Source organism: Arthrobacter sp. Edens01, from assembly GCF_001307035.1.
GTDB lineage: Bacteria > Actinomycetota > Actinomycetes > Actinomycetales > Micrococcaceae > Arthrobacter_B.
On record NZ_LKIU01000006.1, the window covers coordinates 385,472 to 398,966 of the forward strand.

13 protein-coding genes are annotated in these 13,495 nt (G+C 65.6%); 5 read left to right on the forward strand and 8 right to left on the reverse strand.

Annotated features, from left to right (window positions below):
• Positions 1–16 precede the first annotated feature (16 nt).
• Positions 17–436 (reverse strand): hypothetical protein, encoded by a 420-nt coding sequence (locus AO716_RS16345; protein ID WP_055242893.1) that lies wholly within the window; start codon positions 434–436, stop codon positions 17–19.
• A 121-nt stretch (positions 437–557) separates the two neighbouring features.
• Positions 558–1,121 (reverse strand): CGNR zinc finger domain-containing protein, encoded by a 564-nt coding sequence (locus tag AO716_RS16350; RefSeq protein ID WP_055242895.1) that lies wholly within the window; start codon positions 1,119–1,121, stop codon positions 558–560.
• Between the two features lie 102 nt (positions 1,122–1,223).
• Here AO716_RS16350 and AO716_RS16355 point away from each other — a divergent pair, with 102 nt between their 5' ends.
• Positions 1,224–2,240: an EamA family transporter gene (locus tag AO716_RS16355; protein ID WP_055242898.1), complete on the forward strand. Its 1,017-nt coding sequence runs from the start codon at positions 1,224–1,226 to the stop codon at positions 2,238–2,240.
• Between the two features lie 134 nt (positions 2,241–2,374).
• A complete protein-coding gene (locus tag AO716_RS16360; RefSeq protein WP_055243037.1) occupies positions 2,375–3,304 on the forward strand; it encodes a cytochrome b/b6 domain-containing protein in 930 nt (309 codons plus the stop codon).
• 29 nt (positions 3,305–3,333) lie between these two features.
• Here the strand turns inward: AO716_RS16360 and AO716_RS16365 are convergent, their stop codons facing one another.
• Positions 3,334–4,878, reverse strand: a complete 1,545-nt coding sequence (locus tag AO716_RS16365; protein ID WP_055242900.1) for a long-chain-fatty-acid--CoA ligase — start codon at positions 4,876–4,878, stop codon at positions 3,334–3,336.
• A 184-nt stretch (positions 4,879–5,062) separates the two neighbouring features.
• Between AO716_RS16365 and aztD the strand changes: the two genes are divergently transcribed.
• Together aztD and AO716_RS16375 are read left to right on the forward strand one after the other, a co-directional pair.
• Positions 5,063–6,301 (forward strand): zinc metallochaperone AztD, encoded by a 1,239-nt coding sequence (aztD, locus tag AO716_RS16370; RefSeq protein ID WP_055242902.1) that lies wholly within the window; start codon positions 5,063–5,065, stop codon positions 6,299–6,301.
• Between the two features lie 145 nt (positions 6,302–6,446).
• A complete protein-coding gene (locus AO716_RS16375; RefSeq protein ID WP_055242903.1) occupies positions 6,447–7,091 on the forward strand; it encodes a ScbR family autoregulator-binding transcription factor in 645 nt (214 codons plus the stop codon).
• A gap of 303 nt (positions 7,092–7,394) precedes the next feature.
• Here the strand turns inward: AO716_RS16375 and AO716_RS16380 are convergent, their stop codons facing one another.
• Entirely contained in the window at positions 7,395–8,276 is an 882-nt protein-coding gene (locus AO716_RS16380; protein ID WP_055242905.1) for a manganese catalase family protein, read from the reverse strand.
• 163 nt (positions 8,277–8,439) lie between these two features.
• Here AO716_RS16380 and AO716_RS16385 point away from each other — a divergent pair, with 163 nt between their 5' ends.
• Entirely contained in the window at positions 8,440–9,519 is a 1,080-nt protein-coding gene (locus tag AO716_RS16385; protein ID WP_152970023.1) for a glycosyltransferase, read from the forward strand.
• Here the strand turns inward: AO716_RS16385 and AO716_RS16390 are convergent.
• The 4 genes from AO716_RS16390 to AO716_RS16405 are packed head-to-tail and all read right to left on the reverse strand — an operon-like array spanning position 9,458 to position 13,489.
• Positions 9,458–10,300: a glycosyltransferase family 2 protein gene (locus AO716_RS16390; protein ID WP_055242906.1), complete on the reverse strand. Its 843-nt coding sequence runs from the start codon at positions 10,298–10,300 to the stop codon at positions 9,458–9,460. The two genes, AO716_RS16385 and AO716_RS16390, sit on opposite strands and share 62 nt — an antisense overlap.
• Positions 10,297–11,310 carry a glycosyltransferase gene (locus AO716_RS16395; RefSeq protein ID WP_055242908.1) on the reverse strand — a complete coding sequence of 338 codons (1,014 nt, stop codon included), beginning with the start codon at positions 11,308–11,310 and terminating at the stop codon, positions 10,297–10,299. Before AO716_RS16395 ends, AO716_RS16390 begins: the two co-directional genes overlap by 4 nt.
• On the reverse strand, positions 11,307–12,374 hold the full coding sequence (locus tag AO716_RS16400; RefSeq protein WP_055242910.1) for a glycosyltransferase: 1,068 nt from the start codon (positions 12,372–12,374) through the stop codon (positions 11,307–11,309). Before AO716_RS16400 ends, AO716_RS16395 begins: the two co-directional genes overlap by 4 nt.
• Entirely contained in the window at positions 12,371–13,489 is a 1,119-nt protein-coding gene (locus AO716_RS16405) for a hypothetical protein (RefSeq protein WP_055242912.1), read from the reverse strand. The genes AO716_RS16400 and AO716_RS16405 overlap by 4 nt, the downstream gene beginning before the upstream one ends.
• Between the last annotated feature and the right edge of the window lie 6 nt (positions 13,490–13,495).

A 13,495-nucleotide genomic window follows, 5' to 3' on the forward strand; every position in this document is an offset into this window, starting at 1 on the left:
CTGCTGCTGAGGCGCGTTAGCGGGTCCGGCGTTTTTTGCGCTGCGGTTTTTTCTGCTGTCCCGTTTTTCCTGCCGGTGCGGCCATCGGCTGTGGTTCCAGGGAACCAGCCGGTTCACTGAGCAGCTGCTGCAGGTCCGTTTCTTCTGCCGCTTCCAGCGCGGAAACCGGCGCTGGACCCGGCTGGTCGTCCCCGTCCCGGACCGGAAGGGACTCCCTGCGGTGAAGCAGCAGCGCTGCACCGGCAGCCGCGGCTGCCATGGCGCTGGCCAGCGTAGCCAGAGCGTTCAGGTACAGCCAGAGGAACATAAGCACAGGCGGGACCGACGGCGGCATCTGCAGCAGTCCGAACGCTGACAAGAGCCAGAAAAGCGCACAGATTCCCAATACGGACCAGGCAGTGCGCGGGGGCAGGGCAGAACGCAGTTTTTGCTCCATATGAGGGCTCCTGGAGGCTTGGGGTGCCGTACTGCTCGACCCATCAATTCTAGGTTTTCCCTACCGCCCGCATACCCTCCGGCGGCCCAATGCCCTCCCTGCCGTGCACATTTGATGCCGGCTAGCTGTTTCCGGCTTTGGACTCCGCGGAGGCCAGTCGGCGCCGATAGGCACGGACATGCTCGCGGTTGCCGCAGTTGCCGGTGTCGCAGTAACGCCTGGACCGGTTGCGGGAAAGATCGACGACGGCGCTGCGGCAATCCGGTGCCGCGCAGGTCCGGAGCCTGCCAAGTTCACCGGCACGGACAACATCAGCCAAGGCCATGGCAGCTTCGGTGGCCATCCGGTCGGCGAGTTCAGCTTCCGGCGGCGTGCAGTGCAGGTGCCAGTCCCATCCGTCGTGCCGGACCAGCTGCGGCAGGGCCCTGGATGCCGACAGCAGGCGGTTGATCCCGTGCACCAGATCGTCCTCACCAGCAGTCCACAGGGCGGCAAGGTCTGCCCTGAGCTCCAGGACTGCCCGCAGCTCGGCCGGGGTATGCGTCCGGGATCCGGAGAAGCGTTCCCGCAGCAGGAAATCCGTCAGGCCCGCGTCGTCAACCAGCGGGTCGGGCTCCTCATAACCGGTGTTGACCAGCGCAGCGGCACTGGCCAAAGCCATCTCGGTGTCATAAGTGAAAACCATCTTGACTCCTGACATTGCCGACCATAATGTCACTAGCATAGGCCTAGATAGCTCGTGACACGTCCACGGGGAGCCGGGCCCGTTTCCTTGAAAGGTCAGTCCATGGCAAAGCCCGTCTCCGCAGCCGCCGGAAAAGCCCGCATCCGGTCTGCCGGCGCCTCCGGCATCCTGATTGCTCTCCTGTCCTCCTCGGTCTTCGGCCTCTCCGGCTCCTTCGCGAAATCACTGATGGAGGCCGGATGGACTCCGGCTACCGCCGTGGCCTTCCGCATGGGCGGGGCCGCTGCCGTACTCCTGATCCCCGCATTGATCGCCCTGCATGGGCGCTGGTACCAGGTCCGGCAGAACTGGAAGACCATTGGACTCTTCGGGCTGGTGGGCGTGGCCGGCTGCCAGTTCTTCTACTTCAACGCCGTTGAGCGGCTTTCGGTGGGGGTGGCGCTGCTGCTCGAGTTCCTGGCACCGGTGCTGATGGTGCTGTGGATGTGGCTGCGGACCCGCCGCCGGCCCGGAGCGGCCACGATCGCCGGTGCTGCCGCCGCCGTCGCAGGGCTGGTGCTGGTGCTTGACCTCGGCGGAGACATTCGGGTGGATCCTCTGGGTATCGCGTGGGGCCTGGCAGCCGCTGTCTGCCTGGCGATGTACTTCTTCATCACCGCCAAGCAGAATGACACCCTCCCGCCGCTGGTGCTCACCACCGGCGGGCTGCTGGTAGGTGCGGCCACGATGGTCCTGTTGGGACTGACCGGGCTTCTGCCGGTTGGATTCAGCACGGACGACGTCGAACTGGCCGGCTGGGTGACGCGCTGGTGGGTTCCCCTCGTCGGACTTGTACTGCTTTCCACGGTCCTCGCGTACGTCACCGGCATCATCGCGGCGCGTGCCCTGGGCCCCCGCGTGGCGTCCTTCGTATCCCTCACGGAAGTCCTCTTCGCCGTCCTCTGGGCCTGGCTGCTGCTCTCGGAGCTGCCGCGGACAGTGCAGCTGGTCGGCGGAGCACTGATTGTTGCAGGACTGGTACTGGTCCGTTCGGACCGGAAAACCGATCTGCCGGACGTTTCCGGCGAAGCGGTGCCCGAACCTGCTGTCAGCCGAATCGCGGGCGAGCGGGCCCAGTAGCTGGCGTTTCGGGTAGGCTCACCGGCAAAAGACTGACACAACAACAAGCGGGGACCCGTGACGATTTACCCTTCCACACACGGCACAAAGACGTGCCGTACCTGCAGCGCAACCCGTCCCGGGACGGCAGGAGCATGAGCCCGACGGCAACAAGGCCAGCCGCCCGCTCACGCTGGACCAAGCTGATCTGGATGATTCCGGCGTCACTGGCCGTTCTGGCACTGATCGTACTGGCGGCCCGGTGGCTTCGCGAAACCCCCGGCGGGCAGGAATTCCTGGGCATGTACCCGGGCCACACCGATCTGCCCGAAGGTGCTCCGGTCGGCCTGCCGGCCTGGGTGGGCTGGCAGCACTTCCTGAACTCGCTGCTGCTGCTGCTCATCATCCGGTCCGGGTGGCTGATCCGTACCCGGCAGCGGCCTGTGGGGTCCTGGACGCGCAACAACAAAGGCCTGATCCGCACCCGGAACCAGCCGAAGAAGATCAGCCTGGATCTCTGGTTCCATCTGAGCCTCGACGTTCTATGGGTGCTCAACGGCCTGGTGTTCTACGTCCTGCTCTTCGCGACCGGACAGTGGATGCGGCTGGTCCCCACCAGCTGGGGTGTTTTTCCCAACGCGGCATCCACGGCACTGCAGTACGCCTCCCTGGACTGGCCCACTGAGAACGGGTGGGTGAACTACAACAGCCTGCAGGTTCTGTCCTACTTCTCCATCGTCTTCATTGCGGCTCCGCTGGCCATCCTCACCGGCCTGCGGATGTCGCCGTCGTGGCCCTCGAAGGCCAAACGGCTGAACCGTTTCTTCCCCATCGAAACTGCACGGGCCCTGCACTTCCCGGTGATGCTCTACTTCGTGCTGTTCATCATTGTCCACGTGACGCTGGTGCTCACTACGGGCGCGCTGCGGAACCTGAACCATATGTACGCCGCATCGGACGGTACCGGCTGGACCGGATTCTGGTTCTTCGCCGCGTCAGTGGTGATCATGGTGGCCGCCTGGGTGGCCGCCCGGCCGCTGTTCCTGCGTCCTGTCGCCTCGCTGACCGGCAAGGTCTCCCGCTAAACCGGAGTCCCTGCCGGCCGGCTGCGGGATTAGGCGTCCGCGGCGGCCGCCTGGGCAGCGGCCTGTTCGTCACGGATCTGCCGTTTGAGGATCTTGCCGGTTGGACCCTTGGGGAGTTCATCGGCAAAGACCACCCGCCGCGGATACTTGTAGGCTGCCAGCCGGTCCTTGGCGAACTGCTGGATCTCCGCCGCCAGGGCCTGCCGCTCCTCGTCACCCGCAGGCAGGTTCTCCGCCTTGAGCCCGATGACGGCGGCGATCTCCTCGCCGTTGAGCTCGTCAGGGACGCCGACGACGGCCGCCTCAGCTACCGCCGGGTGCTCGTACAGGATCTCCTCCACTTCGCGCGGGTACACGTTGTAGCCGCCGCGCAGGATCATGTCCTTCTTCCGGTCGACTATGTAAATGTTGCCCTCGTCGTCGAATCTCCCGAGGTCCCCGGTGCGGAACCAGCCATCCGGAATCGCTGCCGCCGTGGCTTCGGGGTTGTTCCAGTACCCCTTCATAACGCCCAGGCCGCGGACGGAAATCTCACCGATTTCGCCAATCGGAACATCGTGCCCGGCACCGTCCAGCATCCGCACTTCCATGCCGTAGACCGGTTTGCCGATTGAACCCGGCGGACGTGTGTCCCCGGGCAGGTTGAAGGAGACAATGGGGGAGGTCTCGGAAAGTCCGTAGCCTTCGAGCAGGTCGTTGCCGAAGACCTCCTCGAATTCGCGCAGGACTTCCAGCGGCATGGCCGATCCGCCCGTGATGGCACCCCGCAGGGACGAAGTGTCCGTTGAGGCCACATCCGGGTGCCGGAGCATGGCGATGTACATGGTTGGCACGCCCTGGAAAATGGTGACCTGGTCTCTTTCAATGATTTCCAGTGCGGCGGCAGCGTCGAAGCGCGGCAGCATGCTGATGCTTGCGCCGGTCAGGACGGCTGCATTCAGGGCGGAAGTCTGGCCGAACACATGGAAGAAGGGCAGGCCCCCGAAGATCACGTCTGATTCGGTGGTGTCCAGCAGGTTCCGTGCCACCTCTGCATTGCTGCGCAGGTTGTTGTGGCTGAGGGCTGCACCCTTGGGGCGTCCGGTTGTTCCCGAGGTGTACAGGATGACGGCGATGTCTTCATCGTCCACCTCTGCGACGCCGTCGTCGGCTTCGCTGTCTGCCAGCAGCTGCCGGAAGCTGCCTGTGTTGACCGGAATTACATCGACTCCTCCGGCCTCCTCAGCGCCGGCAACAGCCTCCGGCAGCATCAATTCGAAGGCGAAAAGCAGGCCTGCCCCGGAGTCGGAGAGGGTGTGCGCAACTTCGCGGCCCTTCAGCAGCGGATTCATCGGAACGACTACCGCTCCATACCGAAGCACCCCGTAGTACACCGAAGCCATCGGTGGAATGTTCGGCATCATCAGCGCGACCCTGTCTCCCCGCTGCACCCCGCGGGCGCGAAGGAGGCCGGCCACCTGGGCGCTCATGGCATTCAATGCGGAGTAACTGATGACCGTGTCATTGATCCGCAGGGCAGTCTGGTCCGGAAGGCGGGCGGCTGTCTCGGCCAGGATTCCAGCGAGGTTCGGCATGGACGATCTCCTTTGATCGGAAGCGGAAGGAACCGCTGTGCTGCCGAGGCTACCAACCGTGGAGCGCCGCGGGAATGCCCGTACTGCAATCGGGCACCCTGCATGTCCCGGCGCCCGGAGAGCGGGGAAATAAGCGGTTCGTAACTTAAACGATAATGATTCTCATTTAAGTTATGGTTTCTGCATGAACTTCCTCAAAACGCCCTCCGCTTCTGCGGCGGCCCTGACCCTGTCCGCACTTTTGCTCTCAGCCTGCAGCTCGCCTTCGGGCTCAACCCCCGCGGGTAGTCCATCCTCGGAGCCCGCAGCTTCTCCTTCCATCCAGGAACAGTCCGCAGCGGCGCCCCGGCTTGTACTCACCCATGACGGCGGCCTCACCGTTTTCGATGCCGAATCCCTGGAGCCCATCTCCGAGATTCCGCTTGAGGGTTTCCTCCGGCTCTCCAGCGCCGGAGACGGAAGGCACCTTGCCGTGTCAGCGAATGAGGGATTCCACCTGCTGGACACCGGGAGCTGGTCTGAGGCACACGGTGACCATGCCCATCACTACACTTCAGAGCCGTCCCTGACCGAAGCCGTCGTGAAGGCGGCTAAGCCCGGTCATGTTGTGTCCGCTGCCGGACAAACGGCGTTCTTTGACGATTCGACCGGCACGGTGAGCTTCGTGGGCACAGACAGTCTCGGGGACGGGCACCTCGAGACCGATGAAGTGCAGCTGCCGGAGGCCCACCACGGAATAGCGGTACCGCTCGACGGCGGTGGGCTGCTCGCCAGCGTGGGTTCCGTGGAGGGGAGGACAGGCGCTGCAGTTCTGGACGCCGGCGGCACCGAACTGCTACGCAGTGACGAATGCCCGGGCCTCCACGGAGAGGCTGCAGCTGCGGGATCACTGGCCTTTGGCTGCGAGGACGGAATGCTGGTCTACCGGGACGGCAGCTTCCACAAGGTGCCGAGTCCGGACAGCTATGGCCGCATGGGAAACCAGGCAGGTTCGCCCGAATCCACGGTGGTGCTGGCGGATTACAAGACTCACCGCGATGCTGATCTTGAACGGCCCGAACGCGTAGCGCTGGTGGATACCGCCTCGGACAGGGTTCAGCTGGTGGAGCTGGGTACCAGCTATACCTTCCGGTCACTGGGCCGCGGTCCGGCCGGAGAAGCCCTGGTACTGGGAACCGACGGGGCGCTGCATGTCATAGATGCCGGAACTGGAGTCGTGGCCTCCAGCATCTCCGTAATTGATCCCTGGGAAGAGCCCGCAGACTGGCAGCAGCCGCGGCCTGCGCTCCAGGTCCTGGGGAGCACGGCCTACGTCACGGATCCGGCCGGGTCCAGGCTGCTCGCGGTCGACCTCGCCACCGGGTCGGTGGCCAGGTCTGTGCAGCTGCAGCACACACCGAATGAGATCCGCGCCGCGCTGTAATGCGCCGGCGCGCTTTCCCTTCCGGGAGCCAGCTGTTTGGGTGGACCCCAGTGCCGGGAACCGTTGTAACCCTTTTCCGTATCGATCGGTTTGCATCTACCTTGGGAGGTGGGGGCAGCTAACTGAAGGACTTACCATCAGAGATTTGCAGGACAGGGCGAAAGCTACACGGGAGGCCATTCTGGCCGGAGCGGCCTCGATATTCGAGGAACTCGGGTACGGCCGTGCCTCACTGAGCCAGGTGGCAGTTCGGGCCGGTGTTACAAAAGGCGCGCTCTATTTCCACTTTCCTTCGAAGGAGGAACTGGCGCGGGCCGTGATTGCGGAGCAGCATGCGTTTATCACCGCTGATAACACCGCAGTCCTTGAGCGCGGTCTCCCGCCCCTGGAGTCCATGATCCTGATCTGCCGGCGCTTCGCCGGCAACCTCCTTGCCGAACCGATTGTCCGGGCGGGAATCCGGTTGACCCTGGAAGCTTCTTCCTTCGACCAGGATGTCCGGCAGCCGTATTCGGACTGGGTGGCCCTTATGTCCGGCCTGGCCTCGCAGGCTCAGCGCCGCGGACAGCTTCGCGACGGTCTGGACCCTGCCGGGTTCGGTCAGTTCATAGTGTCCTCACTGACGGGGGTCCAGATTGTCTCAGCGGTCCTCACTGAACGAGCTGACCTGCTGGAACGGGTCGAAGACATGTGGATGATCCTGCTGCCAGGCGTTGTCACTGACGGTTTGAAGAGCCAGGTCCCTGCACTTGCCCGGTACTCCGGGGCGCCGCTGGGCCAGCACTCTTAGACTGTTTGTGACCGGCAATTACAAAACCGGTCAACCGTCTTGTTTTTATCGAATCTGGGCCTTAGGCTCTGGGCTGTGGGGGACTGGGGAGAAATCCGGTGGCCCCAGTTTCCTGCCTATGCGGCTGGCCGTGGCGAACACTGGAGTGGAGTTCGGGGCCTGCCTGAGGCGGGTTTGCGGGCCACCGGTTCGCAGTAGGGGAGGGCGGGTGGCGGCTGTGGCCGCCATCCGCCCTATACTGTTCCCGCTGCTCACTCACATTCCCGCGTAGCCGGATCGGCCCCGGGTTGTGAATGATCCCAACTACTCCTTCCGGAGTTTGTCCTGGACTACACCCGAGACCTTCTCCACGGTGTTCGGCAGTTCGGTTGTGCCATAGAACCGCGAATCGGGATGGGTGGGCGGGGGCATGGGAACCGACGTCGTGGGGCCGTCGTGGTAGGTAAACTCGCCCTTGCCGTCCGGGGTTGGGCCGGAAGCCCAGGAGCCCTCTGCCGCCGCCGCGCCGTCGGAGAAGTTCAGGTACTGGTAGGACACTGAGCGCTCTTCCTTGTTGATCGGGAAGTTGCTCGGCACGGGCAGCATCTCGGCACCTTCTTCCTGCAGCTCACGGGCCGCCGCCAGCCACTGGTTCTGATGCATCGTGTCCCGGGCAAGCAGGAAGGAGAGCATGTCCCGGACCCCGGGGTCATCTGTCATGTGGTACAGCCTTGCGACCTGGACACGCCCCTGCATTTCGGCGTTGGCGTTCGCGGTGAAGTCGGCCAGCAGGTTGCCGCTGGCAGTGATGTAGCTGCCCTGCCAGGGATTGCCGTTGCTGTCCACGGGGCGGGCTCCGGCTCCGGCGACAATGGCCTGCTGCATGTCGGTGCCGCCGATGACGGCTGCGATGGCCGGATCGGACTGCACGGCATCTTCGGTGATCCCCAGCGGTGCCTTTTCCAGCAGCTGCGCGATCATGGTGGCCAGCATCTCAACGTGGCCGAACTCTTCGGCTCCGATACCGAAGAGCAGATCCCGGTATTTACCGGGGATGTGCGAGTTCCAGGCCTGGAAGCTGTACTGCATGGCCACCGTGATCTCACCGTACTGGCCGCCCAGGACCTCCTGCAGCTTTCGGGCATACACGGCGTCGGGCTTGTCCGGGGTTGCTTTGAACTGCAATTCCTGTTTGTGAAAAAACATGTGCACTCTCCAAACCGTCGGGCGGAGCGATCCGCCGCCTTGGCATGCCGGCCGCTCGGTTCGGACCGGAAGCGGTGGACCCTTGCGCTCAAAAACCTAACCAGTTTCACGGCCCAAGGGAAGTGCTAAGCACACTTATTACAATTCGTTTAGAATGCCGTGCATGAAGGGACAGCTGGATCGGCAGGGGGGACCCGGCCCCGCCGTCACGTACATTCTGCCGCTGCGCCGCGGGCGGGGCGGTGAGCTCGCGGATCTTCCCGGCTACCTGGGCATGGTCTCCTCCTGGGAAGGCGTGGCCGTGCTCGTGGTTGACGGTTCGCCTCCTGAAGTCTTCGCCGAACATGCACGCCTGCTTCCTCCGGGCATTGGGCATCTGCGTCCCGGCTATGCCTGCCTGAACGGTAAGGTGTCCGGGGTCCTGACCGGTCTGGACCTTGCCCGAACCGAGCTGTGCGTTATTGCTGACGACGACGTGCGCTACACGGAAGACTCCTTCACCGAGCTGCTCCGACACCTCCGGACTGCCGATCTGGTGCGCCCGCAGAACTATTTCACGCAGCTGCCGTGGCATGCCCGCTGGGACACTGCCCGAACACTCCTGAACCGTGCGCTCGGCGCGGATTACCCGGGCACCCTGGGCGTGCGCAGATCCATCCTGCGTGCCTCCGGCGGCTACGACGGAGACGTGCTGTTCGAAAACCTGGAACTCATCCGAACCGTCCGGGCCGCCGGCGGGACGGAACTGCGCGTACAGGACCTGTTCGTAGCAAGGAAACCATGCTCGGCCCGGCATTTCTGGACGCAGCGGGTGCGCCAGGCATATGACGACTTTGCGCAGCCCGTCCGGCTGGCCACCGAGCTCCTGCTGCTGCCGGTGCTGGCGGCGGGCAGCCTGCGGCGGCGGGGTTTTCCGCTGGCAATGGCAGGCCTGGCCGTGGGACTGGCCGAGATTGGCCGGCGGCGCAGCCGGGGCCGCGAAGTATTTGCGCCCTCGTCGGCCCTGTGGGCGCCCGCCTGGGTGCTGGAACGTTCCGTGGCGGTGTGGGCCGCGCTGGCGCTGCGTTTCGCCGGTGGTGTTCCCTATGCCGGCCGGCGGCTGAGAACTGCGGCCCATTCCGAGCGGTTCCTGCGGCGGCGGCTCAATGACCGGCGGAACGAGTTGTCCCTGGCAGGAGCTTTCAGGCCAGCTCCGCAGACTGTTTCAACTCACACGGAACCGCTCCGGTCCCTCCCTCAATGAGGCCCATCCGGCGGAAGCCCTCGAGCCAGCCGCCCATCGGCCAGCTGCCCCAGCGCTGGTAAAAAAGGTTTGCGTTCCTCACGATGTCCGCCACATGCTGCACCGGCGGATCCTGCGTGGGATGCCACTGGTGATACGCCCGCGCCGCCCCTATCCAGGCCAGCCCTACGCCCCGCTGCTGAGCCCGCCGGGCGTAGTCCGTGTCCTCGCCCCCGTACCCGGAATAGTCCTCGCAAAAGCCGCCAACATACTGCCAGAGGGCGTTAGTGGCGGCGAAGGAGAGGGACCAGAACAGGTCCGGGCTGTCATCGGGGATGATCGTCCCGGGCACCGGGGCGGGCCTGGCCGGGTGCGGAGCGTCCAGCTCCTCGATCCGCTCAAGATCGTAGCCTGACGGCCCGGGCGGATCCAGGTAGGTAACCGGTCCGCACAGCAGCCGTCCCTTTGTCTCCGCTGCGCCGGCAGCGGAAACATAACCAGCAAGCAGGCCGGGTCCGGGCAGGCAATCCACGTCCAGGAACACGAGCAGTTCAGCGCCGCGGTCGATGGCAGTCCGTGCTCCCGTATTGCGGGCCCGGGCCAGGGGAAGCTGCTCTCCGGTTCCCGGAACCTCGACGACGGTGCCCGCAAGCCCGGGAGCCGGGGCGTCAGCGATTCCGGGATCATCCATTGCCACGATCACGTAGTCGTCCGGAAGCACGGACGAGCGGAGGAGAGCCTGCTGCTGGGCTGCGAGGTGGGCGTGGCGGCCATGAACGAGCGTGATGACGGCCGTCCTCACGCCCGGCCGCCTGCCGGAAGGGCGTCCTGCGACATGACCTGCCGAATGGCAGCGGCAGCGCGGGAAGCGGCCAGTCCGTCGTTCCAGAGCCTCCATTTGCGGCCGTCCAGGGCTGCAGCAGCCGCCAGGACATCCGCCCAGTCCCGGCGGGCGAACCCGGGCGAGACGATGACCGGGAGGTCCATTGCGGCAAGTGCCCGGCCGGTGGCGGCCTGTTCTTCATGCGGCCGGTCCTGCGGAACCACCACTGCGGGAATGCCGGCGGCGGCGACGTCCGCCAGCGCTCCCTGTCCAGCGTGGGTGACAACCAGGTCGGCGGCGATCAAGTGCGGAAGGGGCTTGGTGCTGCGGTTTGCCGGAGTGGTCCCAAGTTCCAGCCACTCCACTCCCGGAGTCTGGAGCCGGGCGTCGGCCAGGGCGGCGTCGTCCATTCCTCCGCCGCCGGCGCCTCCCAGCACCAGCACCCGGGACACGGCTCCCGGGCTGCGGCCGGGCTGCAGCGGCAGGCCGGAAATGGCGCCAACCGGCTGGAGCCGCTGGAGTACCTCGGGGGAGGTGGCCAGCATTCGGGGCGCTTCGGGCGGCCATGCGGCAAGCAGCGCGTCGGAGACTCCGAAACCCAGCTTATGCGCCTGATCATCCCTCACTCCGGGCAGGGCCACAGTGACCACGGGGATGCCGTGAAGCCGGGCGAGTACCGCGGCTTCCACGGACACGTCGGCCACGAGGGCTGCTGGTCCGGTCTCCAGGATCCAGGCTGAGAGCCGCCCCATCCGCCCGCGCAGGCCGGGGTCGTGAAGGGGCACCCAGTGAAGGTGGCCGTTGGCGTCAACGCCGCGGGGTTCGGTTCCGGCATCATCGCGTTCCAGCTCAACCCAGTCCCCGGGCCAGTCACCCGGACGGGGAAGGGAGGATAAACCGGTGACGCTTCCGGGTGGAAGTTCCGCAGCTATGGCCTGCGCCCGGCGCAGATGCCCCATGCCGTGGTGGTGGATGTAGTACCCGATCATGCGGCCGCCTTCCGGGCCGTCGTGTCCAGCAGAAGGGCCTCGTACTCGTCCACCATCCGTTCATGGGAGCAAAAGGTTTCTGCCCGGTGCCGGGCGGCGCCGCGGTCCAGGCCGCAGGCGTCCTGCAGCGCACCGGCGAGGGCATCGGCGTCGTCCGCTTCCGCTAGCCTGCCGCAGTCTTCAGTGAGGATCTCGGGGAGTGCACCGCGGCGGAAGGCGGCTACCGGCGTTCCGGAGGCCAGGGCTTCTGCCGCCACCAGGCCATAGGGTTCATCCCACCGCGGCGTGACCAGGGCCGCCCGTGCATGTCCCACGGCCCGGCGGAGCTGTGCATGGTCCAGGTGCCCCAGATAGCGGATATCCGCGCCCAGATGCGGACGTACTTCGGCGTCGAAATAGGCGCGGTCGTATACCGGGCCGGCCAGGTCCAGCGGGACGCCGGCGGCCCGGGCGGCACGGATGGCCAGGTGCGTTCCTTTTTCCGGCACGATCCGCCCGAACCAAATGGCAGGCCCCCCGCCGGGTCCGCGAAGCCAGGTGTCTGTATCAACGCCGTTGCGGATGGCTGTGCTCTCCACCAGCGGAGCCCAGGCGTCCCGCGTATGTGCGCTGACAGCGATGAAACGCGTGAGCGGTCCACGGACATGGATGGCGGACTCAAGCCAGCCGACGGGAGGAGTGTGCAGGGTGGTTATCAGGGGGAGCCGCAGCATCCGGGACATGGCTACCGGCAGGTGGTGGATGCTGGTGTTCAGCACGGCGTCGTACTTCTGTTCGCCGTGTTCGGCCAGGTCAAGCATCAGGGACAGGTAGGCGTGGTGCTCGCCCATCCACTGTTCCGGCAGGGCGCCGACGTCGTTCCTGGCGGCGTCGCTCATTTCAAAAGCGGGCACGTCCAGAAAATGCACACCGAGATTTGGGTCCGAACCGGCAGCAGCGAACAGGGTTACCTCGTGGCCGCGTGCAGTCAGGGCTGAGACAAGGGCATGGGTGTGGGCTTCAAGTCCGCCGGCGAACGGTTCACTGATGGGGAAGCGGGAAGGACCGATGATGCAGAGCCTCATTGCAGCACCCCGGTTCTCTCCAGCAGGCGTGCATAGATTCCGGCGTGCTGCTCAGCGACCGCGCCGCGCTGGGTGGCACGCGAGTACACGCTCAGCGGGACGGGCGGGCCGGCTTCCCGCGCTGCCCGGACCGCTCGCTGCAGCGAGCGGGCATCCAGCCCGGCCTCGTTGTGGTGGTATCCGAAGACGGGTCCCTGGTCCGAGTAGAAGCCGCAGTCAGGTGCGGCGACGGCGGTACCAAGATCGCGGCACGCTTCCAGCCAGCCCGAATGGGTCCCGAAGCGGTAGGGCAGGACGGACAGATCCAGTCGCGCCAGGTACTCCCAGAGCTTCTCGTCCGGCAGGAAGTCATGGACGTGCAGCTCCAATTCGTCGGTGGCAGATTCACGTTCCAGGAACTCGGCCAGTTCAGCGCTGTAGCGGGCACCGCCGCGCTGCAGCACGTCACAGTGCCCGTTGACCTGGACCACCATGCCGCCGTCTTCCCGGGCCGTTTCGAGCAGGGTGCGGATAACCGGAAGCGGTTCCATGCTGGCCCGGAGGCTTTTGACGTGCACGCCCACGCGGTAGCGGTCGTCACCGTTGTCACGGGGCCGGTGGGCGTACTCGGCCATTGTGTCCAGCTCCACGACGTGCGGGTGCGGAATGACCTCGGCCGTGCGTCCCCAGCGGCGCTCGATTTCCACTGCCGCGCCCCGGGTGAGCGTGATCAGGGCATCGGCGGCAGGAATGAGGACGTCCAGGTGCGCGTCGTGGGCAGCGGGGGACTCGTGGTGCGGATTTCGAAGGTCGTGGACCGTGTAGATCAGCGGCTTGCCGTGCCGCCGGAGCGCATCAACCGCGTCCTGAAGGTCCTTCGGATCCAGCGCATCGAAGCCGAAATGGATGTGGAAGACGTCGAAGGTCCCGGCGTTGGCCTCTATCCAGTCTGCGTGCAGCATTACGGGCGGCCACCACTTGCCGGTTGCCGGGTTGCCGGGAGAGTCCGGATCGGGATCAGCCAATCGAACGACGTCGGGCAGGTGCAGCCGGTTGCCGGGCAGCGGGTCGAGATGGCGGATATAAACGTGTCCGGCCGGGACGCTGGCGACCCGTATGCGTTTTTTTGGCAGCAATCTGGG